Annotated in this window: 23 protein-coding genes; 14 read left to right on the top strand and 9 right to left on the bottom strand. The window is 73.2% G+C overall.

The window, feature by feature from the left end; genetic code table 11:
* Positions 1-58: 58 nt before the first annotated feature.
* The gene (locus ACFWZ5_RS01895; RefSeq protein ID WP_384787118.1) at positions 59-718 is read right to left on the bottom strand and encodes a LuxR C-terminal-related transcriptional regulator; all 660 of its coding nucleotides are present in this window, start codon (positions 716-718) and stop codon (positions 59-61) included.
* Between the two features lie 201 nt (positions 719-919).
* Here ACFWZ5_RS01895 and ACFWZ5_RS01890 point away from each other — a divergent pair, with 201 nt between their 5' ends.
* Positions 920-4,072, top strand: coding sequence for a cytochrome P450 (locus ACFWZ5_RS01890; protein ID WP_384787121.1), 3,153 nt, complete (start codon positions 920-922; stop codon positions 4,070-4,072).
* A 763-nt stretch (positions 4,073-4,835) separates the two neighbouring features.
* On the top strand, positions 4,836-5,741 hold the full coding sequence (locus tag ACFWZ5_RS01885; protein ID WP_384787124.1) for a glycoside hydrolase family 16 protein: 906 nt from the start codon (positions 4,836-4,838) through the stop codon (positions 5,739-5,741).
* 37 nt (positions 5,742-5,778) lie between these two features.
* Here ACFWZ5_RS01885 and ACFWZ5_RS01880 read toward each other — a convergent pair whose 3' ends face one another.
* The gene (locus tag ACFWZ5_RS01880; RefSeq protein ID WP_384787127.1) at positions 5,779-7,212 is read right to left on the bottom strand and encodes a cytochrome P450; all 1,434 of its coding nucleotides are present in this window, start codon (positions 7,210-7,212) and stop codon (positions 5,779-5,781) included.
* Positions 7,213-7,459: 247 nt separating this feature from the next.
* On the opposite strand from ACFWZ5_RS01880, the gene ACFWZ5_RS01875 reads away from it, so the two are divergent.
* Together ACFWZ5_RS01875 and ACFWZ5_RS01870 are read left to right on the top strand one after the other, a co-directional pair.
* Positions 7,460-8,851 carry a cytochrome P450 gene (locus tag ACFWZ5_RS01875; RefSeq protein ID WP_384787130.1) on the top strand — a complete coding sequence of 464 codons (1,392 nt, stop codon included), beginning with the start codon at positions 7,460-7,462 and terminating at the stop codon, positions 8,849-8,851.
* 1 nt (position 8,852) lies between these two features.
* On the top strand, positions 8,853-9,854 hold the full coding sequence (locus tag ACFWZ5_RS01870; protein WP_384787133.1) for a hypothetical protein: 1,002 nt from the start codon (positions 8,853-8,855) through the stop codon (positions 9,852-9,854).
* 180 nt (positions 9,855-10,034) lie between these two features.
* Here the strand turns inward: ACFWZ5_RS01870 and ACFWZ5_RS01865 are convergent, their stop codons facing one another.
* A complete protein-coding gene (locus tag ACFWZ5_RS01865) occupies positions 10,035-10,808 on the bottom strand; it encodes a hypothetical protein (RefSeq protein WP_384787136.1) in 774 nt (257 codons plus the stop codon).
* Between the two features lie 272 nt (positions 10,809-11,080).
* Between ACFWZ5_RS01865 and ACFWZ5_RS01860 the strand changes: the two genes are divergently transcribed.
* Entirely contained in the window at positions 11,081-11,905 is an 825-nt protein-coding gene (locus ACFWZ5_RS01860; protein ID WP_384787139.1) for an ATP nucleotide 3'-pyrophosphokinase, read from the top strand.
* Positions 11,906-11,978: 73 nt separating this feature from the next.
* Here the strand turns inward: ACFWZ5_RS01860 and ACFWZ5_RS01855 are convergent, their stop codons facing one another.
* Together ACFWZ5_RS01855 and ACFWZ5_RS01850 are read right to left on the bottom strand one after the other, a co-directional pair.
* A complete protein-coding gene (locus ACFWZ5_RS01855; protein ID WP_384787141.1) occupies positions 11,979-12,581 on the bottom strand; it encodes a hypothetical protein in 603 nt (200 codons plus the stop codon).
* Positions 12,582-12,591: 10 nt separating this feature from the next.
* The gene (locus ACFWZ5_RS01850; RefSeq protein ID WP_384787144.1) at positions 12,592-13,356 is read right to left on the bottom strand and encodes a TSUP family transporter; all 765 of its coding nucleotides are present in this window, start codon (positions 13,354-13,356) and stop codon (positions 12,592-12,594) included.
* Between the two features lie 84 nt (positions 13,357-13,440).
* Here ACFWZ5_RS01850 and ACFWZ5_RS01845 point away from each other — a divergent pair, with 84 nt between their 5' ends.
* Positions 13,441-14,376, top strand: coding sequence for a LysR substrate-binding domain-containing protein (locus tag ACFWZ5_RS01845; RefSeq protein WP_384787147.1), 936 nt, complete (start codon positions 13,441-13,443; stop codon positions 14,374-14,376).
* Here the strand turns inward: ACFWZ5_RS01845 and ACFWZ5_RS01840 are convergent.
* A complete protein-coding gene (locus ACFWZ5_RS01840; RefSeq protein ID WP_384787150.1) occupies positions 14,373-15,374 on the bottom strand; it encodes a zinc-dependent alcohol dehydrogenase family protein in 1,002 nt (333 codons plus the stop codon). The genes ACFWZ5_RS01845 and ACFWZ5_RS01840 overlap by 4 nt on opposite strands.
* Positions 15,375-15,569: 195 nt before the next feature.
* Here ACFWZ5_RS01840 and ACFWZ5_RS01835 point away from each other — a divergent pair, with 195 nt between their 5' ends.
* The 6 genes from ACFWZ5_RS01835 (at position 15,570) to dctA (ending at position 21,055) form a co-directional block, all read left to right on the top strand.
* A complete protein-coding gene (locus ACFWZ5_RS01835) occupies positions 15,570-15,908 on the top strand; it encodes an ArsR/SmtB family transcription factor (protein WP_384787153.1) in 339 nt (112 codons plus the stop codon).
* A 52-nt stretch (positions 15,909-15,960) separates the two neighbouring features.
* Positions 15,961-16,803 carry a hypothetical protein gene (locus ACFWZ5_RS01830; protein WP_384787156.1) on the top strand — a complete coding sequence of 281 codons (843 nt, stop codon included), beginning with the start codon at positions 15,961-15,963 and terminating at the stop codon, positions 16,801-16,803.
* Positions 16,804-16,824: 21 nt separating this feature from the next.
* The gene (locus tag ACFWZ5_RS01825; protein ID WP_384787159.1) at positions 16,825-17,556 is read left to right on the top strand and encodes a hypothetical protein; all 732 of its coding nucleotides are present in this window, start codon (positions 16,825-16,827) and stop codon (positions 17,554-17,556) included.
* Positions 17,557-17,620: 64 nt separating this feature from the next.
* On the top strand, positions 17,621-18,523 hold the full coding sequence (locus ACFWZ5_RS01820) for a LysR family transcriptional regulator (protein ID WP_384787162.1): 903 nt from the start codon (positions 17,621-17,623) through the stop codon (positions 18,521-18,523).
* A gap of 98 nt (positions 18,524-18,621) precedes the next feature.
* On the top strand, positions 18,622-19,680 hold the full coding sequence (locus ACFWZ5_RS01815; protein ID WP_384787165.1) for a tartrate dehydrogenase: 1,059 nt from the start codon (positions 18,622-18,624) through the stop codon (positions 19,678-19,680).
* Positions 19,681-19,696: 16 nt separating this feature from the next.
* Complete coding sequence (dctA, locus tag ACFWZ5_RS01810) at positions 19,697-21,055, top strand: C4-dicarboxylate transporter DctA (RefSeq protein ID WP_384787168.1); 1,359 nt, start codon at positions 19,697-19,699, stop codon at positions 21,053-21,055.
* 29 nt (positions 21,056-21,084) lie between these two features.
* Here dctA and ACFWZ5_RS01805 read toward each other — a convergent pair whose 3' ends face one another.
* Entirely contained in the window at positions 21,085-21,945 is an 861-nt protein-coding gene (locus ACFWZ5_RS01805; RefSeq protein ID WP_384787171.1) for a class I SAM-dependent methyltransferase, read from the bottom strand.
* Between the two features lie 140 nt (positions 21,946-22,085).
* Here ACFWZ5_RS01805 and ACFWZ5_RS01800 point away from each other — a divergent pair, with 140 nt between their 5' ends.
* On the top strand, positions 22,086-22,700 hold the full coding sequence (locus ACFWZ5_RS01800; RefSeq protein WP_384787174.1) for a TetR/AcrR family transcriptional regulator: 615 nt from the start codon (positions 22,086-22,088) through the stop codon (positions 22,698-22,700).
* An 18-nt stretch (positions 22,701-22,718) separates the two neighbouring features.
* Here ACFWZ5_RS01800 and ACFWZ5_RS01795 read toward each other — a convergent pair whose 3' ends face one another.
* Together ACFWZ5_RS01795 and ACFWZ5_RS01790 are read right to left on the bottom strand one after the other, a co-directional pair.
* Positions 22,719-23,354: a LysE family translocator gene (locus tag ACFWZ5_RS01795; protein ID WP_384787177.1), complete on the bottom strand. Its 636-nt coding sequence runs from the start codon at positions 23,352-23,354 to the stop codon at positions 22,719-22,721.
* On the bottom strand, positions 23,351-24,058 hold the full coding sequence (locus ACFWZ5_RS01790) for a M24 family metallopeptidase (protein WP_384787180.1): 708 nt from the start codon (positions 24,056-24,058) through the stop codon (positions 23,351-23,353). Before ACFWZ5_RS01790 ends, ACFWZ5_RS01795 begins: the two co-directional genes overlap by 4 nt.
* Positions 24,059-24,282: 224 nt before the next feature.
* On the opposite strand from ACFWZ5_RS01790, the gene ACFWZ5_RS01785 reads away from it, so the two are divergent.
* A complete protein-coding gene (locus ACFWZ5_RS01785) occupies positions 24,283-25,608 on the top strand; it encodes a hypothetical protein (protein WP_384787183.1) in 1,326 nt (441 codons plus the stop codon).
* Positions 25,609-25,632: the final 24 nt, after the last annotated feature.

The raw sequence follows: 25,632 nt of genomic DNA, 5'->3' as shown, positions 1-25,632 counted from the left end.
GAAGGTGCCGGAGGCCAGGCGTGCGGGCGCACCGGGAGAGGGGGCGGGTTCAGGAGGCTCAGGGCGCGGGTGGCCAGGCCGTCGGCGACAGCAGGCCGAGGACGTAGGCCTTGGCCACCAGGGCCGTGCGGTTGGGCACGCCGAGGCGGCGGCACAGGCGCACCAGGTGGTAGTTGACGCCGTCTCCGCTGAGGCCGACGGCGCGGGCGACCACCGCGGTGGTGCGGCCCGCGGCGACCAGGGCGAGGATGTGGGTCTCCTGCGGAGTGAGCTCCATCGGCGCCATAGGTGCCACAGGTGCCGCCGGTCCCCCTGGTCCGGGCGATGCCTCAGTGGTGCGGCGCTCGTCGACGCGCAGGGTCGCCAGGAGGGGCGGGTGATCGCCCGCGGGGTCGCTGACGGGCTCGACGGTCAGCTCGCCCTCGTACGCCGTGCCGCGTGCCGTCCAGCGCACCCGCACCGGATAGCGGGACCGCCGTCTCTTGCGCAACGCCGTGCCCAGTCTGTTCAGCTGGCCCGACTCGGTGGGCGTGAACAGATCGAGGAGGTGGCGGCCCGTCAGTCTGCTCGGGGTCAGGTCCCACAGCCGGGCCAGGGCCGGGTTGGCGCCGGTGATCTCACCGTCGTTGGTGCTGATCGCGGTCGGGACCGGGGTGCGGTCGAGCAGCGTGAGGAAGCGCGAGCGCCAGACCGAGGGGTCCGACTCGGGGTCGTACACGTCTTCTTACTCCTCTCCGGCCGCCGCGATCGGCGCCGCCTAGCGAACAGGGTCGCCGTCCACACGTCATGACCGGGTGAAGTCACTACAAGATCTTGTAGTCCTGCCGGCCCGTCCGCACCCCCGCGGCGACATCGTGGAGGCGCCGGCCCCACCCCGTACCGCAGCCCCCACCCCCGCACCCCCCGGAGGAGCGTGCCCATGCGTGACCTGCCCGTCGTCGACCTCTCCGCCCACGGCCTGACGGACAAGCCCGTCCAGCGGTCCATGGCCCTGGCCCGGGAGCACGGCCCCGTCTTCAGGCGGCGCCTCCACGGCCGTGACACGATCTTCGTCTCCTCGTACGCCCTGGTCGACGAGCTGTCCGACGAGAACCGCTTCGCCAAGGGCATCGGCCCCGCCCTGGAGAACATCCGCGAGGTCACCGCCGACGGCCTGTTCACCGCCTACAACGACGAGCCCAACTGGGCCAAGGCCCACGACATCCTGCTGCCCGCCTTCGCCCTGCGCTCGATGCGCGCCTACCACCCCACGATGCTGACGGCGGCCCGCCGCCTCGTCGCCGCCTGGGACGCGCACGCCGCCGACGGCACCCCCGTGGACGTCTCCGCCGACATGACCCGGATGACCCTGGACACCATCGGCCTCGCCGGGTTCGGCTACGACTTCGCCTCCTTCGACCGCACCGACCCGCACCCGTTCGTGCAGGCCCTCGTCCGGGCGCTGAGCCACAGCCAGGCCGCCCTGAGCCGCGCCCCCGAAGGCGACTACGCGGCCGAGGACCGGGCCTTCAAGGCGGACGCCGACTTCCTCGCCTCCGTCGTCGACGACGTCATCGACCAGCGCCGCGGCGACACCTCCACGGAGGATCTGCTCGGCCTGATGCTGAACTCGCCGCACCCCGGCACCGGCGCACTCCTGGACGAGGCCAACATCCGCAACCAGGTCATCACCTTCCTGATCGCGGGCCACGAGACGACCTCCGGCACCCTCTCCTTCGCCCTGCACCACCTGCTGCGCAACCCGGCGGCCCTGCACCTCGCGCAGGCCGAGGCGGACGCCCTGTGGGGCGACGTCACGGACCCCGAGCCGTCCTTCGAGGACATCGGCAAGCTGCGCTATGTGCGGCAGGTCCTCGACGAGACCCTGCGGCTGTGGCCCACCGCGGCCGCGTTCACGCGCGCGGCGCGCGCCGACACCGTCATCGGCGGCCGGTACCCGCTGCGCGCGGGGGAGCGGGTCAGCGTGCTCACGCCGATGCTGCACCGCGACCCGGTGTGGGGCGACAACGTCGAGGACTTCGACCCGGAGCGCTTCGCCCTCGCGGCGGCGGCCGCCCGCCCCGCGAACGCGTACAAGCCCTTCGGGACCGGCGAACGCGCCTGCATCGGGCGGCAGTTCGCGCTGCACGAAGCCACGATGCTCCTCGGCATGCTGATCCACCGCTACCGCTTCCTCGACCACGCGGGCTACCGCCTCGACATCAAGGAGACCCTCACCCTCAAGCCGGAGGGCTTCACCCTGACCCTGGCCCGGCGCACCGCCGAGGACCGGCCGCCCCTCGCAACGCCGCCCGCGGCGGAGCGGGCGCCGCGGCAGGCCCTGCCCGCCCGGGCCGCGGCGGGCGCCACGCTGACCGTCCTCCACGGCTCCAACTTCGGTACCTGCCGCGGCTTCGCCGAGGAACTCGCCGAGGACTTCGGCCGCCTCGGATTCGCCGTCACGCTCGCGCCGCTCGACGACCACGCCGCGAAGCTGCCCGCCGAGAGCCCCGTCGTCATCGTCGCCGCCTCCTACAACGGGCAGCCCACCGACGACGCGGGCGCCTTCGTCTCCTGGCTCGCGGACGCCGCACCGGGAACCGCCGACGGGCTGCGCCACGCCGTCCTGGGCGTGGGGGACCGCAACTGGGCCGCCACCTACCAGCGCGTCCCCACCCTCATCGACGACCGCCTCACCGCACTCGGGGCGCGGCGACTGATCGACCGGCACGAGGCGGACGCGTCCGGCGACCTCATGGGCGCGGTGACCCGCTTCACCGCCGCGCTGCGCACCGCCCTCCTGACGGAGTACGGCGACCCGGACACCACCGCGTCCCCGGAGGCCCCCACCGCGTACGCCCACGACGTCACCGAGGTCACCGGCGCCCCGCTGGACGCGCTGGCCGCCCGCCACGGCGTCCTGCCGATGACGGTCACCGACACCGGTGACCTCGCCGACCTCGACCACCCGCTCGGCCGGCCCAAGCGGTTCGTGCGCCTGGCCCTGCCCGCCGGCGTCAGCTACCGCACCGCCGACCACCTCGCAGTCCTGCCCGCCAACGCCCCCGCCCTCGTCGAGCGCGCGGCCCGCGTCCTCGGCGTCGACCCGGACACCGTCCTCAGCGTCCGCGCCCACCGCCCCGGCCGCACCACCCTGCCCCTGGACCGCCCCCTCACCGCCCGCGAACTGCTCACCCACCACGTGGAGTTGCAGGACCCGCTCACCGCCGCCGACGTCGTCCGCCTCGCCGAGCACAACCCGTGCCCGCCCGAGGCCACGGCCCTGCGCGCCCTGGCCGCCGACACCGACCGCCACACCACCGCCCGGTGCCGCCTCCTCGACCTCGTCGAGGACCATCCGGCGCTGCGCGGCAGCCTCGGCTGGCCGCTGCTCCTGGACCTGCTGCCGCCGATCCGCCCCCGCCACTACTCCGTCTCCTCGTCACCGAGCACCGACCCGCACCACGCCGACCTGATGGTCTCGCTGCTCAGCGCCCCCGCACGCGGCGGCCGCGGCACGTTCGATGGCGTCGGATCCTCGTACCTGCACCGCGTGCGCCGCGGCGACACCGTGTACGCGCGCGTGCAGCCGTGCCGGGATGTCTTCCGCATCCGCCACGACGCGCGCGTTCCGGTCGTCATGATCAGCGCCGGGACCGGCCTCGCCCCCTTCCGCGGCGCCATCGCCGACCGCGCGGCACTCCTCGGCCGTGGCGCCCGGCTCGCCCCGGCCCTGTGCTACTTCGGCTGCGACCACCCCGACGTCGACTACCTCCACCGCGCCGACCTGGAGGCCGCCGAGCGGGCCGGGGCGGTCTCACTGCGGCCCACCTTCCACAAGGCCCCGGAACAGGGCCACCTGTTCGTCCAGGACCGCATCGCCGCCGAGGGCGCCGAGGTGTGGCGGCTGCTGCGAGACGGCGCGCGGGTCTATGTGTGCGGCGACGGACGACGCCTGGCGCCGGGCGTACGGGCCGCCTTCCAGGACCTGCACGTGCGGTACGCGGGTGGCGACGCCGCGGCGGCCCAGCGGTGGTGGGAGGACCTGACCGCGCGGGGGCGCTACGTGGAGGACGTGTACGTGAGCAACTGACCGCCGCCGCCCCAATGCCTCGCACTGCCGGAACCCGACCCGCAGGAACTCGCCCCCCCCGGAACCCGACCCGCGCACGGACCTAAGGGAATTGGCGCAGCAAGGCTGGTACCGCGTCTCGTCTTCCGCGACGCCATGGGCGGGCCTAACCTCGAAGAGGGCCGGTGGCCACCGCAACGACCGCCCGCCCCCTGTCCCCGGCCCCCGGACGCGTCCGCCGCCCGCCCACAGCAAGGGGTACCGCCGCCAAGAGGCGTCCGCTCGACGGGACTTCACGTCGTCACGACCTCGCCCAGCCTCGATGGCCTCGATGCGGCGTGCACCCCCGGCTGCTGACGGCCGGAGCCGTGCCGCCGACGCACGGCTCCGGCCCGCATCCCTCCGGCCGGTCACTGCCAGGGGCGCTCTCCCGCGACGCCCTTGGTGCCGGGGGTCCGGTGCGCGACCGTGTCGTGGAGGGGAGCCACGGCGCCGTCGCATCCCATGGCTGCCGCCGGTGCCGACGCCCCGCGCCCCGGCGGCAGCCGGCACGCGTGAGCCCGCCCATGCCCTTGCCGGCTCAGGCATACCCGCTCATTCCATTGAAAGGCGAACTAGCCCGTCAGGGAATGACGCCGCACCATGATTCAGGAAGCAGTTCGAGCGCCTGTCCTGCCGTGCCGAGATGTGCCGAAAGGCTGGCGCGCGGCGCGCCGCACCACGAGGATGCTCCCGTCCACGGCACACCACCTGACCGCCCCGCCCGCACCGGAAGGGCAGCCCGATGGGTACACACGCGGCACGGAAGCAGCGCGGACCAGCGGCGTACGTCGCCCTGAGCGGGGCCCTGCTCGCCGCCCTGCTCTTCATCCCCGGCGCCGACGGGGCGCCACGGTCGGCCGACGCGTGCCGCACCGCGGGCGCCACGCTGCCGCGCGGCGACTGCGGACCGTTCTGGCAGGTCCTGGCCGAGGACTTCAACGGGGACCGGGTGCCGCTCGGCTCGTTCAGCGACTGCGACCACCACGCCGACACGTCCGCCGCGTACTGCGGCGGCCTGCGCGGCGCGTACCGCGACAACTGGTGGGCGTATCCGACGGGTTGGCGCGACACCGCCAACGACCGCCGCCGTGCCGTGACCGGTGTCTACCACCCCGAGGACACCGTGAGCGTCGGGCCTGCGGCGAACGGCGACGGCCGGATGCGCATCCGCATGTGGCGGCCCGCCGACGGCGGGCCCGTGCACGCCGCGGCGGTCGTACCGCGTGCCGTGATGCAGATGAAGTACGGCAAGTACAGCGCCCGTATCAAGGTGACCAAGCTGGCCCCCGGCTACAAGTCGGCCTGGCTGCACTACGGGGGCGGCTGCGAGATGGACCACCCCGAAGGGGAGTGGACGGGCCAGCTCACGGCCTTCCACCACCCGTGCGGAGGCGGCGAGCAGGGCTACTTCCCCGGTGACGACGACTGGACGACATGGCACACGGTGTCGACGGAGTGGACCCCCGGCCATGTGCGCTTCTTCGTCGACGGCCGCGAGATCGGACACGACACACGGAACGTGCCGAACCGGCCGCTGTCGTGGGTGATGCAGAACGAGAGCGCCCTTCAGGGCGCGGACGCGGCCCCAGGAAGCAGCGCCCAGATCGAGGTCACGTGGGTGGCGGCGTACGCGTACGGCTGGAAGTAGAGCCCACTGCCCCCCGCACCTGCCGCCCGTGCCCGCGTCACGTGATCGCCTGAGGAATCAGGGACAGGCCCCTCGGGCTGGGGATCGGTTCGCGCACCGACACGCCGATCCGCAGGCCGGGCGGCCTGCGCAGGCGCCACCGGTGGCCCACCGCCGCCAGCGTGGCCAGCATCTGCGCGCAGGCGAAGTTGTCGCCGATGCACTTGAAACGGCCGCCGCCGAAGGGGACGAAGGCGTGCCGGGGCGGTTCGGGGCCGCGGCCGGGGAGCCAGCGTTCGGGGGAGAACGTCCGCGGATGCGGGAACAGGAGCGGGTCGGTGTGCAGGACGTGGAGGCTGTACGCGGTGTCGGTGCCGCAGGGAAGGAGCACCCCGCCCAGTTCCACCGCGGCGGTGGTCCGCTGCGTGACCAACTGCACCGAGTGCAGCCGCATCGCCTCGTACATCACCGCACGCGTGTAGGGCAGCCGCTCCTCCAGGTCCGACCGGCTCGGCACGTCGTCCGGTGCGCCCGACGCGGCGATCTCGGCGAGCATCCGCTCCTGCGCCACGGGCCGCAGCGCGAGATGGAACCACGCCCAGGCCAGCGTGGTCGGCACGTTCGCCACACCGCCGATCAGCATGGCGATGACCTCGTCGCACACCAGGTCGTCGTCGAGCGGCGCACCGGTGTCCGGATCGCGGGCCGCAAGCAGGCAGGACACCACGTCGTCGTCCCCGGCGGCACGGTCCGTGTCCCGCAGCGCGGCCACCGCCTCGCGCACGACCACGCGCATGCGGGCCATCGCCTCGTCGCCCCGGCGGATGAAGGGGAGCGGAAGCCGGTCCGTCACCTGGGGCGTCATCGGGCGTTCCACCGCCGCCTTCTCGACGACCGGCAGGACCTCGGCGACCTGGGCGAGGACCGCGTCGGTCATGCGGCCCGAGAACAGCGTGCGGGCGGTCACCGTCGTGGCGAGGCGCTTCATGGCGTCCAGGACGTCGACGGGCCTGCCCGGCCGCCACGCGGCACAGAGCAGGTCCGCCTGCTGGTGGATCGCGACCAGATGACGGTCCAGGTGGGCGGGCGTGAACGCCTTCTGGATCGTGCGCCGCTGACGGTGGTACAGCTCTCCGTCCGACGTGATCACACCGTGGCCGAGCAGCGGCTCCATCCGCTGGAACTGCTTGCCCCGGCCGAAGCTGCGGCCCTTGGACGACTGCACCTGGTGCACCAGGGCGGGGTCGTTCACCACGTACACCGGCGAGGTGCCGAGCAGGATCCGTACGAGCGGACCCTGCTGGCGCAAAGAGGCGAGGAAGCGCAGCCGGTGCCGGGCCAGATGGTGCAGATGGCCGACGCCCGGCAGGCCGCCCGGCGCCGTCGGCACATCGCGGATGGTCTTCACATCGCTTCCCTTCGCGCCGCCCCGGGGCAGGGCGATCCGGCCGCCGCCGCGGGTCCGGGACGGTCGTGCGTCTGTCGCCCGCACCACTGTGCTCCTGTGGCCGCCGCCGCGGCAGGGCGCAGATTTTCAGCCGCGCGCCCAGCCCGCCCCGGCTGCGCCCGGCCCTCTCCCGCTGCGCCCAGCCCATCGCTCAGTACGCCCTTACTGACCGCGCCGGGCGCCGCGACCATGGGCTCCCACAACCCGCCGGAGCCCCGGCACGCACCCCCAACCCCGGTGCCTGCCACGGCCCGAAGCACCGCGCCCGCCCGGACCCCGAAGAGGAGGGCCCATGTCCGCATCCGCCCCCACCGGCCCGCCGCCCCTCGCCGCCCAGGCCCTCCCGCTGCTCGGCCACGCCCTTCCCATGTGGCGCGATCCGATGCCCTTCCTGCTCGCGCAGCACCGGCGCGCGTCCGTCGTGCGGCTGCGCCTCGGCCCGAAGTCCGCCTACCTCCTCACGCGCCCCGACCTCGTACGCACGGCCCTCGTCACCGGACAGCACGAGTTCGACAAGGGCGGCCCCTTCGTGGACACCGCCCGCACCCTGATCGGCGACGGCCTCGGCACCTGCTCGGCGCAGGACCACCGCTTCCAGCGGCCGCTGATGAACCAGGCCTTCCGGCAGCGCTGCATCGTCTCGTACACCACCGCGATGATCGACTGCGCCCAGGACGTCGCCGCCTCCTGGCAGCCCGGCCAGATCGTGGACGTGTGCCGGGAGATGCGCCGCCTCGCGTGCCGCGCCCTGACCCGCACGCTGTTCTCCGACCCGGCCCAGGCGCGGCTCACGTCCCGCATCGAGAAGGCGTACACCGTCCTCATGCCCGGCATGTGGTGGCAGATGGTCATCCCCATCGGCCTGGTGCACCGGATGCCGCTGCCGGCCAACCGCCGTTTCGAGCAGGCCCGGCGCAGGGCGAGGTCCCTCATCGGGCGGATGGTCGCCGCCTACCGGCTGCGCGGGGCCGACCTGGACGACGGGCTCTCGGTCATCATGTCCGCCACGGACGGGGACGGGCGGGCCTTCACCGACGACGAGGTCTGCGACCAGATCGCCACCCTGATGATCGGCGGCATCCCCGCCACCGCCGACCTGCTGGCCTGGGCCTTCTGCGTGCTCTCCCGGCACGGCGGCCTGGAGAAGGACCTGCACCACGAGGTCGACACCGTCCTTGCGGGGCGCGCGCCCGCGTACGACGACATCCCGCGCCTGCCGCGCCTCACCCGCGTCCTGACCGAGACCCTGCGCCTGTACCCGTCCGTGTCGATCCTCAGCCGCAAGGTCACCCGGCCCGTCACCCTCGACGGCGTCCGGCTGCGCCCGGGCGACGAGGTGATGTTCAGCCCGTACTGCCTGCACCGGGACCCGGACGTCTTCGCCGACCCGGAGCGGTTCGACCCCGAGCGCTGGCTGCCGGGGAAGGCGGGCCAGGCGCAGCGCGAGGCGTTCATCCCGTTCGGCGCAGGGACGCGCAAGTGCATCGGTGACACCTACGGCATGACCGAGGCCACGCTCGCCGCCGCCTCGATCATGTCCCGCGTCGCCCTGGCCCCGATCCCCGGAACCCCCGCCCCCAGGCCGCTGCTCCGCATGACCCTGTCGCCCGTGCCGCTGAACCTGACCGTCGAGCCGCGCCAGTGGGGGACCACCGCGCCGGCGAATCCCGCGGCGGCCGACTGAGGTGGCCCATCCCGCGGAAGAGCTCGGCACCCCCGACCTGTGGTGCCCCATCGCCCCGGCTCGCCACCCCGACGCGTACGAGGTGACGGAGCGGACCATCGGCTGGATGCGGGACTTCGGATACGTCAGGACGCCCGCGGAGGAGGTCGCCGCGCGGGCGGCGCAGTTCGGCGAACTGGGCGCGCTGACGTATCCGCACGGCAGCCTCGAAGGCGCCGTGTTCTCCGCCCAGTTGATGGTGTGGCTGTTCCTCCAGGACGACCGGTTCTCCGAACGGGCCCCGGCGCAGGGCAGGATCGAGGACCTGGCCGAGCACATCCTGTGGTCGCAGCGGGTGCTGCACGACCCCGCGGCGGAGGCGCCCGTCCCCCACGCCTACCTGGGCGCCCTCGCCGATCTGCGGGTCCGCCTGGCGGGCCTGGCGGCCGACCACGAGCAGGTGGAGCGGTTCACGGACGGGTTCAACCGCTATCTGGGCGCGGTGGCGGCGGAGGCGATCTACCGGGCCCGTGGCATCGAACCGGACCTCGGCCAGTACCTGCGCCTGAGGGAGTCCACGATCCTGATGCGCGGCATGTGCTTCGTGGTCGTCGAACTCGCCGACGACTGCTATCTGCCGGGGCCGCTCTGGGCGCGGCGCGACGTACGGCGGTGCGAGCAGGCCGCGGCCCGCGCCATCGCGTACACCCACGACATCCTCTCCGGACTGCGCGAGCTGTACTGGCCGGGCCACACCAACCTCATCACCGTGCTCGCCCGGCACCACCACTGCTCCCTGGGTGAGGCGCTCGCCGAGGCGGTGACACTGTGCGAGGAGCAGATGGCGCTGTTCGTCCGCCTTGCCGAGCCGCTCGCCGAGTCCGGCGACCCGCGCCTCGCCCGGTACGTGCGCGGCATGGGCGCCTGGATACGCGGCAACCTCGACTGGTCGATGTCGTGCGGCCGCTACCACGTGGGATCGCCGCGGCCACCGGGCGAGTTGCCCGCGCTGTTCGGCGGCTGAGCCTGCGTGGGACTGCGCTGGGCGTCTTTGAGGGGCTGCGCTGGGCGGGGGCACATAATGCGACGCCGTACCCGGGGGGAGGGACGGCGTCGCACCCTGGAAGAGGGGCGGCCGAGGACATCGGTGCCCTCGCTGTGCCCAAGAAACGGCAAAGTCTCGCGGCGGGGGTGCCGCGCGCGCTCACGTCCCCTGGTCGGGCCCGGACCCGAAGCGCCCCGCGAGGAACTCCTGGACGGCGACCTTCGCCCGCATCAACGGCTCCCGGTACCGCTCCTCACGCACCCGCGCCACCCGCAGCTTGCGGGACCCCTCGGCGTACCGGGCCCGGGCCCACGGCGAATGCGGTCGGGCCAGACGGACCGTGCCGAGGAGGGTGAGGACGGGCACGAAGAGGCCGATCATCCCGGTCCAGATCTTTCCCTTGGAGAGCGTCACCACGGCGAGGGCGAGATTGACCAGGACGGTGCCCGCCACCACCCAGGCGACGGTGCGCTCGTCCGTCCCCGCCGGGGCGAGCGCGTCGTCGATGCCCAGGGGTTTGATGCCGACGAGCGCGAGACCGGTGAGCGCGACGGCGAGGAAGACCGCGTCGACGGACAACCGGCCGCGCTCGGACCAGTACACGTCCTCCAGGTGAAGCACGAGCGCGAACTCGTCGAGCACCAGGGCCGTGCCGATCCCGAACAGCAGCGCCGCAAGAGCCGCCCACAGCGACCCGCCGTCCTGCACGGCGAGCCCGGCGACACCCCCGACCGTCATGAACGCGAGCCCGAAGACGACGTGATGGATGTGCAGCCCGCCGGGCGTGACGTTGCCCGGCCACCACGACACCCCCGCCCGGATCATGCGGACGCTGAACCGGATGAACAAGAACGCGCCGATGAAGGCGACGAAGAAGCAGAACAGGCGCAGCCGCCCGGTGTCCACCACGTGCTCGGTGAACCACGCCGACATCGGTCACTCCCTACGGCCGTACGCGCACACCGGAACGGGCCTGCCGCCTGCCCCTGATACGCACAGTGACGGCCGCGGGGCCGATCGGCGACCGTCCGGCGTCCGTGCGGGTGACGCGCGGCGCGTGGCGGGATGTCGACCCACCCCTCCAGCAGGCGCGTGACCCGTGTGGGTCCGGCTCGGTTGTGACAGGCGATCAGCACCGCCCTCCCCGGCGCCACAGCGGCGTACGGCGGAGGGCCACGCCTTTCACGAGAGGACAGCACCCACTGATGCGAAGCACCCACCGGGCCTCCCGCCTGACGACAGCGGCCGCCCTCACGCTCGCCCTGGGCCTCGGGGCGGCACCGGCCGCCGGCGCGTCACCCCTGGCCGACACGGCGGACAAGGTCGGCAAGGTCGGCGGTCAGGGCGCCCGTCCGGCCGCCGACCCCGATGACGGCGGCTGGGAGGGCGAGGGCGGCCTGTCCCTGAACGCCTCGGACAACGCCCAGGTCAACGCCTTCATCGAGCGGGCCAGGCAGGCCGAGCGGACCATCACGCCCCAGGTGCGGGCCGCGGCCCGGGCGAGCGACGCCGAGCTGGTCGGACTGAACCACCGCCTGAAGTCCCCGGACTCGCTCAAGCGCAAGGTCGCCACGTCCCTGAAGGAGGACCCGCGCCAGAACGTGAACGACGCCATCGCCAGGATCAACGACTCGGTGCGCTACACCTTCCAGTGGCGCGACGAGCAGTACAGCACCGGCGTGACCGTCGCCTCCCACCTGCTGGCCGCCTGGGGCAACACCACCACCAAGTGGTCCAACACCTGGGCGCGCGCCAAGGGGTACAAGGCCATCAACTCGGCCTGGCGCGCGGCTGACTCGGGGCATCTGTACGAGATCCAGTTCCACACCCCGGCCAGCAAGAAGGCCCAGGAGGACACGCACAAGCTGTACGAGGAGCAGCGCCTGCCCGACACGACCCCCGAGCGGGCCGAGGAGCTGCAGCGGCAGCAGGACGCCATCTTCGCGGCCGTCCCTGTTCCGCCCGGCGCGCCGGAGCTGACCGCCCCGGCCGCGGCACCCGGCGCGGTGCGGGGCGGGGCCGCGGCGTGAGGTAGCCACCTGCGGCTGCGTGAGCCGGTGTCGGTGTGACAGGGCGAGGTGCACGACGGTGGACAGCAGCGGGTCAGTCCGTGGCGCGGCGGGAGTCCTTCCGTACCAAGCCGCCCGACACCGGCTTCGCCCCGAGGTGGCTGTCGCCGTCCGTGTGGCGCCGCACCCAGTCGTCGAGGTCGAGCGCCGCCTCCAGCGGCTCTCTGGCCGTGTGGGCCCGCCACCAGCTCATCTCGCGGTCGGCTGCGGTGGGGGCGAGCACATCAGGCACGAGCGCTTCAGGCACGAGCGCTTCAGGCACGAGCGGTTCCGGGACGAGCGGCTCGGGGGCGAGCAGGTTCTCGCGGAAGCGGGCCTCGGCCTGCGCGTAGCGGTCCCGCGCGGTGCGTTCCGCCACGCCCAGGGTGTCGCCGACGAGCTGCCAGCTCGCTCCGCCCAGGCGCTCCACCACGACGGCGGCTTCCAGGAGGTGATGGGCGGCCGCGACGATCCCGGCGGCGTCGGCCAGCGCGGCACCGGGGGAGCGGAGGGTGCCGTCGGGGTTGAGCTCGTGTGCGCCGATGGGGACGGCGGCGCGCGCGAGTTCGGCCAGTGCGCAGGCCTCGTGGGCGAGGACCACGCGGGCGCGCGCCGCGTCCGTGTAGGGCGTGGTGGCGCCGCTGTCGCCTTCGGGCATGGGGCCGGCCTCAGCTTCGTCGCAGGAAATAGAGGACGGTCATGGTCACGGCGGTCGTCAGGATCATGCCCCGCAGCAGCCGGGCCGGAAGGCGGCGGGCCCCGTGGGCGCCGGTGAAGCCGCCGGTGACGGCGCCGGTCAGCATGGCGGCGAGGAGCAGGGGCTCCGCCAGCGCGTCCGACGCCACGAGGAACAGCGCGGTCGCGCTGAGATAGATGGCCGCGAGCTGGGTGATCCGCATCGGATTGCTGACCGCCGCGTCGAGACCGAGCCCGACGCTCCACAGGGCCAGCATCATGATGCCTACGGCACCGCCGAAGTATCCGCCGTACAGACCGAGCAGGAACTGACCGGCGAGCACGGCCCGGGAGCTCAGGGCGAAGGAGCGGCCCGTCGCCTCGCTCAACGCGCCGGAGAGGCGGCGCCCGAAGGCGAGGAGCACGGTGGCGAAGGCGAGCAGCCACGGCACGGCGGCGTCGAACGACGCGGCGGGCAGGGCCAGGACCAGACCCGCGCCGAGCCCGCCCCCGACCACGCTGACCGTCGTCAGGACGGGCGTGGACACCGCGCCGACCGGGGCGAGTTCGCGCCGGTAGACCCAGGCGCTGGCCACGGCTCCGGGGACGAGGGCGATGGTCGACGACGCGTTCGCGGTCACGGGCGACAGGCCGGCGGCGACAAGCGCGGGCAGCGCCACGAACGTGCCGCCGCCACCGATGGCGTTCAGCGTTCCGGCGGCCACACCGGCCAGCAGGACGAGCAGGAGATCGGGCACCCGCCGAGCATCACCCCCCGGCCGGTGGGCCCACAATGCGCGATCGACGTACCCAGCCTAAGGCTGGGCCTTAGGCTCGGGTGTGTGCGCTATGACCTGGACGACCTGCGGCTCTTCCTGCACATCGTGGCGGAGGGGTCCATCACGGCGGGCGCCCGCCGGATGCATCTGAGCCTGCCGTCGGCCAGCGCCCGGGTGCGCGCGCTCGAACACCACGCGGGCATCGACCTCCTGATCCGCGGCCGCCGGGGCGTGCGGCCCACCCCGGCGGGCTCGACGCTCGCCCGGCACGCGCGCGACGTCCTCGACCGGACGGCACGCCTCGACAGCGCGGTCGCCAGCTACACCCGGTCCCCGGCGGCCCCGCTGGTCCTGCTGGGCGGCAGTTCCGCGATGCACCGGCTCGTGCCGCGGGCCCTGGTCTCGTTCCTGCGGGCGCACCCGGACGTCGACGTCACCGTCTCCGAGAGCCGCACCCCGCGGACCCTGCGGATGCTCGCCGACGGCGCGGCGGACCTGGGGGTCGTCGTCGACGACGAGGCCCGCGGCTGCAGCCTGGACACCGAACCCCTCGGCGACGACTCCCTGGTGGTGATCGGCCAGGCGGGCGGGGTCCTCACCGGCCGAACCAGCGTGCCCTACCACGAGGTTGCCGAACATCCGCTCGTCGGACTCGACGAAGGGTCCGCGCTGCGGCGCTGGATCGAGAAGCACCTCGACCCGCACGCGCCCGTCGCCCGCTACCGCACCACCGTGGCCCACCTCAACGTCCTCGTCGCCCTCGCGGCGGCAGGCGTCGGGCTCGCCGTCGTGCCGCGCCACGCCCTCGACCCCGGCCACCCCCTCGACGTCTGCGCGCTGCGGGACCCCTGGGCCCGCCGCCACCACCTGCTTGCCTGGGGCCTCAAGGACCGCCCGGCCCCGCCCGCCGTCGCGGCGCTCGCTGAGCATCTGCGGCAGGCGTCCCTGGGCGAGCCGGACCTCACCGCCCTCCATGTCGCCCCGCAGGACGGGCCCTAGTCGTGGTCCACGGTCACGACGATCTTCCCCACCTGGGTGCCCGCCTCCATGTAGCGGTGCGCGTCGGCGATCTCGTCCAGGCGGAAGGTGCGGTCGACCACGGGGGAGAACGCCCCGGTGCTGAGGCCGGAGGTGACGAACGCCTCGGCGCGGCGCAGGCGTTGGGGGTCGGTGGTCGTCTCGTGCAGGGTGTAGGTGCGCATGTTCAGGGCGGGCATACCGAGGTCGAAGCCCGGATAGGGGGTCGGCTCGCCGCTGAGCGCCCCGTACAGGAAGAGCGTGCCGCCAGGGGCGACCACCTTGGCCAGGTCCCTCACACCAGGACCGGCGACGGCGTCGAAGACGAACTCGGCACCCCGGCCCCGCGTCAGGCCGAGCACGCGCTCGACGACGTCCTCCTCGTCGGTGACGATCACCTCGGCCGCCCCCGCCGCGAGCAGCGCGTCCTTCTTGGCGGCGGTGCGGGTGGTGGCGACGGGGACCGCGCCGACGCGGCGGGCGATCTGGAGCGCGGCCAGGCCCACGCTGCTTGAGGCGGCGGTCAGGACGACGGTGTCCCCGGCCCGCATCCCGCCGACCTCCACCAGCGCTCCGTACGCCGTCAGATAGGGCATCCACACGGCCGCGCCGCCGATCGCGTCGAGCCCGTCGGGGCGGTGCACCACCGCCGACGCGGGCACGATCGCGCGCTCGGCGTACACGGCGTAGTCGTTCATCGAGAACGACGGCACCACGCTGACCGGCTGGCCGGTCTCGAACCCGCTCACCCCGGGGCCGACGGCCTCCACCACGCCCGCGGCCTCGGCGCCGAGCCGGGCGGGGAACTCCTTGACGGGCACGATGTAATGACCGGCGCGAAACAGTACCTCGGCCCGGTTGAGGCCGATCGCGTCCACGCGGATCAGGAGCTCGCCGGGTCCGGGCTCACCGACCGGCACGTCCTCGAGCCGCAGCACGTCCGGCCCGCCGAGTTCGTGGAACCGCACCGTTCTGGCCATCGCGCATCGCCCCTTCAAGTGATCGAGCGCGGCGCGGTGTTCGCGCCGCCGGGCCTCACTCAAGCGAAAAGTACGATGGCTGTCAAACTTTGATGAGCGTCGTACTTCGATGGGCTTCATACTTTGATCAGTGTCATAGTTCGATCGGTGTCATACTTCGCGGACCTCGGACGACGTACGGGAGGCATGTGAGCGATGGCGACGACACGGCGAAGCGAGCGGGGCCGCATCCCGCCCCACCCGGACCTCCGGACGATCGGCATGCAACAAGTGCTCGACGCCCTGGTCGACCCGGTGCGCCGGCGGATCGTCAGCGAGCTGTACGCCGCCCGCGACGACCTGGCCTGCGGCACGATCGACCTGCCGGTCAGCAAGTCCACCGCCACCCACCACTTCCACGTGCTGCGCGACGCGGGTCTGATCCGGCAGTACTACGTGGGCACGTCCCGCATGAACGCGCTGCGCCGCGACGAGTTCGACGAGGCCTTCCCCGGTCTCCTCAAGGCCGTGGTGGGCCGCCCCGACCGGGCGTAGCATCGTCGCCGACGACGCCGGGCGGCAGGCTGGAGCGGGGGAGTGGCGGGGGATGAGCGGCGGCATGCGCTACCGGGCCGAGCGGATCGCGCTGGCCGTGATGGCGGCGGCGGGCATCCTCGTGGTGCTGGCCGATCTCCTCGGCTGGCTGGACGCGTTGGCCCCCGGAAGCACCCTGCCCAAGGTCACGCTGCTGATCCTGAGCACGGTCACCCTGTTCCTGCTCCTGGAGTTCGACCGGCTCAGGGTGCTCGACGACGTCCACGCGCAGCTGTCCAAGCTCAACATCGACGCCATCGCGCACAAGTTCAAGGAGGAGCACTACGCGGGAGTGGTCCGGGTCCACCCGCGGTTCCCCGAGGCGCGGTTCACCGAGTTACTGGACGGCGCCACGCGTGACGTGGCGATCCTGCAGACCTGGATCCCCAACCTCGACGCGTTCGACCGCGAGCTGCGCAAGGCCGTCGTCGAACGGCAGGTGCACGCCCGCGTCCTGCTCCTGCACCCGTCGTCGCCGGTCGCCGGGCTGCGCAGCGAAGCCCTGCGCACTGTACGCGACCCCGCCCGCGACGGAGACGTCCGCGTGAACATCCTGCAGTGTCTGTCCACCCTGGCCTCCCTGGTGCAGGACGCCCCGGACGAGGCGCGCGCCCGCCTCGAAGTGCGGGTGTACAACTCCCTGCCGTCGGTCGCCGTCTACAAGGCCGACGAGCACTACCTGGTGAGCTCCTTCCTGCACGGCCGCCTCGCGATCCGGTCCACCCAGATGGAGATCGACGGCTGCGGCACCGTCATGGGCAGGGAAGTGCAGCAGGAGGTCGACACGCTGTGGAGCATCGGCTGCCCCGTGGACCTGGGCGACTGGCGCGGATCCATCGGCAGAATCAACCTGTGACCCGGGAAGAGAGAGCACGGCATGCACGGACTTGACGGCCTCGACCGCTTCGAGGACGACCTGATCGAACGGTTCGAGAAGCACCCGGTGCTCGCGAACATCACGCTGCTCCCGGACGACGTCTTCGCCGCGATCCTGCTGCAACGCCGCTTCGTGTCCCTGGCGTTCACGCCCAGCTACGACCTCGCGATCGACCTGCTCGACGACGAAGTGGGCCTGCGCATCGCACGGATCATCCTGCGCGAGGAGTACCCCGACAGCCACGGGCACACCCGCTCGCACCGCGAGGACATGACGGAGGACCTGTACCGCCTCGGCATCCCGCGCCGCACGGTCGTCACGTCCAGGCCCACGGACGCCACGACGAAGGTCCTCGCCGACACCCTGGAGCTGATCGCCGACGCGGGTGCCGAGGACGACGCCGACGTAAGGCTCCTGACCCTGCTGCGCTTCTGGGGCGAGGTCCTGGTGTCCGTCGAGTACGGACGGCTGTGGGAACGCATGGGCCCCGCGATGACGCAGGACGGCGAGAACCGCTCCTGCTTCTACTACCCGCACTACGTCCACGACGCCAAGGCCCACCCCCTCGCCACCGGCTCCCTGCTGTCCACCACGCACTCCGACCGCCTGGGCGCCCGCCTGGGCGAACTCCTCGCCCGGGAGCCGTCGGCCGACGGCTTCAGGGAGATCGAGGAACGGTCGCTGCGCCTGAAGACGGACTTCTACGACCAGTTCCTGCCCGCGCTGAACTGAGCCCGCACCACCGCGCACGGCTGGCCACCGTACGGCCGACGACCGTACGGCCGACAATCACCGTATGGACGTCCGGCAGCTCGAATACTTCCTCGCGATCGTCGACCACGGCGGGTTCAACCGCGCCGCGTCGGCCCTGTACGTCTCGCAGCCGTCGCTCTCCCAGGCGGTCCGGGCCCTCGAACGGGACCTGGGCGGCGAGCTCTTCCACCGGATCGGGCGGCGTGCGGTGCTCACCGAGGCGGGCCGGGCGCTGATCGAACCGGCCCGGGAGGCCGTACGGAGCCTGGCGACGGCCCGCGCCAGCGTCGCCGCCGTGCACGAACTGCGCGAGGGCCGCCTGGACATCGCCGCCATGCCCTCGCAGGCCGTCGAGCCGCTGACCTCGATGATCCGCGCCTTCAGCGGCCGCTGGCCCGGCGTGTCCGTGAGCATCAAGGCCGCCTTCACCTCCCGGGACGTCGTCGACATGGTGCGCACCGGCGCCGTGGAACTGGGCCTGCTCGCCACGGCGGACCCGCTGCCGGACACCGAGGTGACCGCGCACGCCGTCGGGGAGCAGCGGTTCGTGCTCGTGGTGCCGCCCGACGGGCCGTTCACCGGTCGGCGGTCCGTGGCGTGCGAGGAGCTGACGGGCCGGCGGCTGATCGTCGGACAGCGCGGCACGGGCATGCGCGCGTACGTCGACGGCCTGCGCGAGCGCGGTGTCGCGTTCACCATCGCGGCCGAGACCGAGCACCGGGTGGCCCTGCTGCCGCTGGTCCTCGCCGGGGTCGGCGTCGCTGTGGTGACGGAGTCCTGGCGGGCCATGGCCGAGCACGCCGGAGCCCGCGTCCTCGCCATCGAACCGAAGACGACCCTGGCCATCGGCCTGATCAGCCGCCGCTCCGGGCTCTCACCGGCGGCGGGGGCGTTCGTGACGACCGCCCTGGACGCGACGGCCGCGCAGACCACCACGCACTGCTAGGCACCCCACCCATTGCCCCCGCTGATAGGCACCCCTTATAAGGCAGATCGCAACTGCGTCTTGGACGCCGCCACCGCCTCGTTGCTGCAATCGGTCGCATGACCAACCACCGCATCGCCCTGATCCCCGGCGACGGCATCGGCGCCGAAGTCCTGCCCCCGGCGCGGCGCGCCCTGGACGCGGTCGCCCTCCGCCACGGCTTCGGCCTCTCCTACACCTCGTACGACGACTGGTCCTGCGCGCGCTACCTGCGCGAGGGCGCCATGATGCCCGCCGACGGCCTCGACCAGCTGCGCGACAAGGACGCGATCCTGCTCGGCGCGGTGGGCCACCCCGACGTGCCGGACCACGTGTCGCTGTGGGGGCTGCTCATCCCCATCCGGCGCGGCTTCCGCCAGTACGTGAACCTGCGGCCGGTCCGCGTCTTCGAGGGCATCGAGAGCCCCGTGCGCGGCGCCCGGCCGGGAGGGGTCGACTTCGTCGTCGTACGCGAGAACGTCGAGGGCGAGTACAGCGAGATCGGCGGCCGCCTCAACCGCGGCTTCCCCGACGAGATGGCCGTGCAGCAGGCCGTGTTCACCCGGCCCGGGGTCACCCGCGTGCTGGACTACGCCTTCGGCCTGGCCGCGCGCCGCGGCGGCAGGCTGACCTCGGCCACCAAGTCGAACGGCATCGTGCACACCCTGCCCTTCTGGGACGAGCTGGTCGCCGAGCGCGCCGCCGGGCATCCGCGGGTCGCCTGGGACCAGGAGCACATCGACGCGCTCGCGGCCAAGTTCGTCCTCGACCCGGCCCGCTTCGACGTGGTCGTCGCCTCCAACCTGTTCGGCGACATCCTCAGCGACCTGGCCGCCGCCGTCGCGGGCTCCATCGGCATCGCCCCGGCCGCCAACCTCAACCCCGAGCGCGCGTTCCCGTCCATGTTCGAGCCGGTGCACGGCTCCGCGCCCGACATCGCGGGCCGGGGCATCGCCAACCCGCTGGGCGCGATCTGGTCGGCCGCGCTGATGCTCGACCACCTCGGCGAGCGCGCCGCGGCCCGGGACATCACCGACGCCGTCGCGGCCGTCCTCGCCAAGACCGACGTCCGCACGCCCGACCTGGGCGGCACGGCCACGACTGCCGAGTTCACCGACAAACTGCTCGAACTCCTGTGAGCGGGGGAGCAACGCCATGGCCGCACCCGTGTCCGCAAGCCCCGCCGCGCCGCCCGCCAAGCCCTGGTACAAGCAGCTCTACTTCTGGGTCCTGACCGCGATCGCCTGCGGCATCCTCACCGGCTGGCTGTGGCCGTCGACGGGAACCGCCCTCGAACCGGTCGGCACCACGTTCGTCGCCGCCATCAAGATGCTCATCACCCCGATCGTGTTCCTCACCATCGTGGCGGGCATCGGCGGCGTCGACAGCCTCGGCCGGGTCGGCCGCGTGGGCCTGAAGTCCCTCCTGTACTTCCAGGCGGGCACCCTGGCGGCCCTCGTCCTCGGCCTCGTCGCCGTCAACGTCTTCCAGCCCGGCGCCGGAGTCCACGCCCACCCCGGCGATCTGCGCCTGGAGGGCGACGCCGCGCAGTACGTCAAGGACGGCGAGGGCCAGAGCTGGTGGCACTTCCTCACCGACCTGGTGCCCACCAGCGCCGTCGGCGCCTTCGCCGAGGGCAACATCCTCCAGGTCATCTTCGTCTCGGTGCTCTTCGGCGTCGCCCTGAAGGCGGTGGGGCCGGTCGGGGAGCCGCTCGTGGACGGCATCAACCGGCTCAGCGCCGTGGTGTTCAGGATCCTGCACTACGTCATGCTGGCCGCCCCCGTCGGCGCGTTCGGCGCGATGGCCTTCACCATCGGCAAGTACGGCGTCTCCACCCTCACCAGCCTCGGCCGGCTCATCGGGCTCTTCTACGGCACTTCGCTGTTCTTCGTGGTCGTCGTCCTGGGCGGCGTCACCGCCCTGTTGAAGATCAATATCTTCCGCCTGCTGCGCTATCTGCGCGAGGAGTTCGTCCTGGTCCTCGGCACCTCCTCCTCCGAGAGCGCCCTGCCCCGCCTCATGGCCAAGCTCGAAGGCCTCGGCATCCGCCGGGACATCGTCGGCCTGACCGTCCCCACCGGCTACTCCTTCAACCTCGACGGCAGCTCCATTTACCTCTCCCTGGCCGCCGTCTACATCGCCCAGGCCACCGACACCCCGCTGAGCGTCGGCCAGCAGCTCGGCCTGCTCGCCGTCATGATCCTCACCTCGAAGGGGTCGGGCGGCATCACGGGCGCGGGCTTCATCGCCCTCGCCGCCACCCTCACCACGGTCGGCACGGTCCCCGCCGCCGGCATCATGCTGGTCTTCGGCGTCGACAAGTTCATGTCCGAGTGCCGCGCCCTGACCAACCTGGCGGGCAACAGCGTCGCCACGCTCGTCGTCGCCCGCTGGGAACGCGTCCTGGACGTCGCCCGCGTGAACCACGTCCTGCGGACGGGGGAGCCGCAGCCCGTGGCGGCCGCGGAGCCCGACGACAGCCGACCGGCACCGGTGGCGGCCAAGGCGTGACCGCGGCCGCCGTCGTCATCCGCCGGGCGTCAGGCCCGAGCCGCCCCCGGCCGTTCCGCCGTGACCAGCCACGACGTGCTGAGCAGCCGCACCGTGCCGTCCGCCGTCTCGTGGCCGCGCAGATGGTCCTCCAGGGTGCGGTGGGCGCGGTCCCGCGTCACCGGGTCGGCCTGCTCCAGGAGGTGGCGCCCCGGGCCCGTGCCGAGCAGGAACTCCGTGGCGTCCTCGACGCCGTGCCCCCACGTGCCGTACGCCTGCGCCTGGTTGACGGTGACGCGCGTGTAGCCGGACGCGGTGAGGACGTCGTGGATGCGGTCCGGGGCGGCCAGGGAGAACATGCCGGGCAGCCCAGGGTGGCCGAAGTCGCCGACCGGCAGGAGGTCGCGCAGGGCCAGCATCGCCCCGACCCAGCCGTTGAGTTCGGCGTCGGCGGGACAGATGAATGCCAGGCGCCCGCCCGGCCGCAGCGCCCGGCCGATGTTGGCGAACGCGGCGACGGGGTCGGCGAAGAACATCACCCCGTAGCGGCTGACCGCCGAGTCGAACGCGCCCTCCTCGAAGGCGTACGCCTGGGCGTCGCCCTGCTCGAAGAAGGCGTTGGGGACGCCGTCGCGCTCCGCGCGGGCGCGCGCCTCGGCGAGCATCGGGCCGGACAGGTCGAGGCCGAGTGCCCGCCCCCGGGGCGCCCTGAGCGCGGCGAGCCGGGTGGTCTGCCCGGAACCGCAGCCGATGTCGAGGACCCGGTGGGCCCCGGCGATGGCGGCGGCGTCGAGCAACGGCTCGTTGAAGCCCTCGTTCACGGCGTTCCAGCGGTCCTGGTGACGGGCCCAGTGGGCGCCCTCAGGGCCGTTCCACGCCTGCGCCTGCTCGGAGTTGACGACGTCCAGCACGAATGCCTCCCGGCGGATCGACAGAGAATGGGCGTACGCCCAAACGGTATGGGCGCGTGCCCAAACCTGCAATCCCCGTTAAGATCCACGAGGGCACGAGCGGATGCGCCCACCGACGCAGGCAAGAGCAGGGAGAGGCCATGTCACCGCGCGGAGTGGCGACGCCGGACGTGCGCGAGCGACTGTTCGCCGCCGCGGAGCGGGTCCTGGAGAAGGCCGGCCCCGGCGCGCTGACCAGCCGCGCGATCACCACCGAAGCGGGCTGCGCCAAGGGCCTGCTGCACACGCACTTCGCGGGGCTCGACGAGTTCGTGGCCGAGCTCTGCCTCGACCGGTTCGCGCGGACGGCCACGAAGGCGCGGGCGCTCCCGGAGCTCGCCGGGCAGGGGTCGGTGGCGGCGAACCTGGAGGCCGTCGCGCTGGTGCTGCTCGACTCCGGCGGCCCGGTCGTCGCCGGTGTGGCCCTGTCCCGCCCCGCGGCCGCGCTGCGCATCCGCGAGGCGCTGGAAGGCGGGGCGCCCGGCTTCCACGCGGTCGAGGAGGCCATCACCGGCTACCTGGAGGCCGAGCGCGGGCTCGGCCGCGTGGCCGACACCGTCGACCCGGCCACCGTGGCCCTCGCCGTCGTCGGCACCGCTCACCACCTGCTCATGACGGCCTTTCCGGGCTCGCCCGACCCGTGGCCCGGGATGCGGCGCCTCGTGGCCACCCTGGTCGGCGGCCACGAGGCGTCCGGCCCGGCCGGACAGGACTGAGCCGGGCCGGACGACGACTCAGGCGCGGGCCGCCTCCACCGCCGTGGCCGCGCCCAGCGTGAGCAGCGCGCCCCCGGCCGTGCCCTCAAGCGCCCGTGCCACCCGGGGCCGCCGCAGCCACACGAGGAGCCGGTCCGTGCCGAGCGTGACGAGCAGCAGCCAGCTCGCGGCGATCACCGCGTCGACGGCCCCGAAGAGCAGCGTGGCGGCCAGCGGCGAGTGCCCCTCGGGCAGGAACTGCGGGACCACCGCCACGAAGAAGATGCCGACCTTCGGGTTGAGCAGACAGCTCAGTACGCCCTGACGGAGCGCCTGGGCGGCGGAGACCGCGCCCTGGCCGACCGCTGAGGACGCGTCAGGACCGGTCCCGGAGCGCAGCGCCCGCAGCGCCTGCACGCCGAGCAGCATCAGATAGGCCGCACCGGCCAGACGTACGGCCATGAAGGCCGCGTCCCACCGCTGGAGCGCCGCAGCGAGCCCGACGGCCGCTGCCACCGCCCAGACCAGCGACCCAAGCGCGGCCCCGACCGCGCTCGCGGCGCCGGCCCGCCGGCCGCCCCGCAGACAGTTGCGCAGCACCAGCAGCATGTCGGGCCCCGGCACGACGGTGACGACCAGGGCGAACAGCGCGAACGCGAGCAGGGACCCGGTCATGCGAGGTCCAGGAGCTGCTCGTAGAAGCCGCCGAAGCCGCGCTGGCGGTCGACGAGGTGCAGCTCCAGGATCCAGTGGCAGACCCGGCCCGAAGCGGTGGTCCGGCGCAGCGGGTTGTGGTTGTCGGGCGTGATGTACGACTCCGCCTTGGCGCCGACGTTGGTCTCGTGCGGGAACTCGCCGACGAGATGACCGGCGTGCCAGATGCCGATGGTCCAGCCCGCCTCGGCGGCCAGGCGCTCGACCTCCGCGTACAGCTGCTTGCCGGTGATGTCCGGGTCGGCCCGGAACGCCGCGCGGCCCGCGTCGAAGATGCGGGGCAGGTCGTGCAGCATGCGGTGCTTGTCCGGGTCGTCGCCGAAGACGTAGGTCCGGCCGAAGTCCGCCTCGTACTCCTCGAAGATCGGCCCGAAGTCGGCGAAGGCGATGTCGTCGGCGCCGATGATCCGGTCCGGCGGGTTCTCCCGGTAGGGGGCGAGGGTGTTGGGCCCGGAGCGGATGATCCGCTTGTGCCAGTGCTTGGTGGTGCCGAACATCTCGTTGGCCAGGTCGCGGATCAGGTCGCTCACCTCCCGCTCGCCCCGTCCCGGCGCCACGAGGCCGCGCGCCTCCACCTCCGCGAACAGGGCGATCGCGTTCTCCTGTGCCGCCACGAGCCCGTCGACGCGACGGGCCTCGTCGGGGCCGGATGGTTCAACAGCCATGCTGAGCGCTCCTTTTCCTGTTGCTCAGCCACATCCTGCACATATGGATGGGATGTGCAATCAATTTGTGGAGGCATGCTGACACAGGGCTGACGGTTGCGCGCCGAGCGCGGGTCGAGGGGGTGTCATCCCCATCATGACAGCTCAGCGGCTGATCGCGTAGGACGATTCGCACAGCTCAACGGCCTTGTCCGGGCCCTGCGCGCGCTCGCAGAATCTCCGCCATGACCTCCACCGAGCACCTGGCGTCCCCGACGACCGTCGACCCGGACGACGTCCTGCGCGCGCGGACCCTCCTGCTCGCCTCCGGACGGCGCACCCCGCACGAGGAGGTCGACGCCTACCGGATCCTGTCCCGCGTGACCCCCGCCGCCTACCTGCCCCGCCTGTCCGAGGCCCTGGTGCGGCTGAGCCACGAGCGCGGCTACCAGGACCACCACGCGGCCCGCCTCGCCGTGCTGGAGGAAGCGGTGGCCGCCGCGCGTGCCGTCGACACCGCCGAGCCGCAGCGGGCGGAGCTGCTGCACCGCGCCCTGGACGGGTGCCAGCGACAGCTGTACGTCCTGGGTCGGCGGGCCGAAGGGCTCGCCGTGCGCGCCGAGATGGTGGCCGTCGGCCGCGCTCAGGGCGAGGCGTCCGGCGATCCCGAAGACACGGTGCGGGGACTGCCCGTCTGGGCCGCGGGCCTCTCCGAGGAGGGCCGACATGCGGAGGCCGCGGACGCCATGACGGAGTGGGTCACGGCCTCCCGGCCCGGCGGGTCCCGCAGCGGGGCCCTCGCCTGGTACCTGCTCCAGTGGATCGCCGCCCTCGACGCCGCAGGCCGCACCGACGAAGCGCTCGCCGCGTGCGCGGAACTGGTCCGCGGGGAGGCGCACGACGCCGCCGCCGACCGCGGCCCGATGGCCTGCCACTTCTATGCGTTGATCGAGTACGCGCGGATGCTCGACGCCCACGGAAGGCACGGCGATGAGGCGGCCGCGGCCCGGCACGAAGCACTCGTACTCCTGACGGAGCTGGCGGCCACCGGCGAGCGCACGTCGTGGAGCGGCTACCAGTCCACGTACTGGGCGGTGGTGTTCACCCTGTCCAGCGCCCGCAGCGAGCGGCAGCGGGCTCCCCTCCCGCACCCGCCGTTCGGGGCAGGTCGGCACCACTGGTCGCACGCCGTCCAGGAGCGCTACGTCGACCGGCGGGCCGAACTCCAGGAGGAGGCGGACGCCCTCGCCCGGCGGGCCGACGACGCACCGGACGCCATGGCCGAGTTGATCGAGGTGCACCGCCTCCTCACCGTCCGGTCCGCCGTCCGCTGGGAGCAGTGCAGCCACTGCTGCCCGCACGACGAGGTGCGCCCGCTCTTCGACGAAGGCATCCGCCTGGCCCGGCGGCTCACCGCGCACGACCCGTCCGGCGGGACCGCCGCGCTGGTCGCCGCCCTGATGGACCGCGCCACGTTCCGCACCGCCGCCAAGGAGTTCGGCGCCGCGCTCGACGACCTCCAGGAGGCCCTGCGCGTGCTCGGCGAGCCCGACCGGTGCGAGCCGGCGTGACCGGGAGGTCCCGCCGGCCCGCGA

Origin of the sequence: Streptomyces sp. NPDC059003 (genome assembly GCF_042740445.1) — a bacterium.
Classification (GTDB): Bacteria; Actinomycetota; Actinomycetes; order Streptomycetales; family Streptomycetaceae; genus Streptomyces.
Note: the sequence above shows the minus strand (reverse complement) of the source record. Positions and strands in the feature narration are given on the sequence as shown.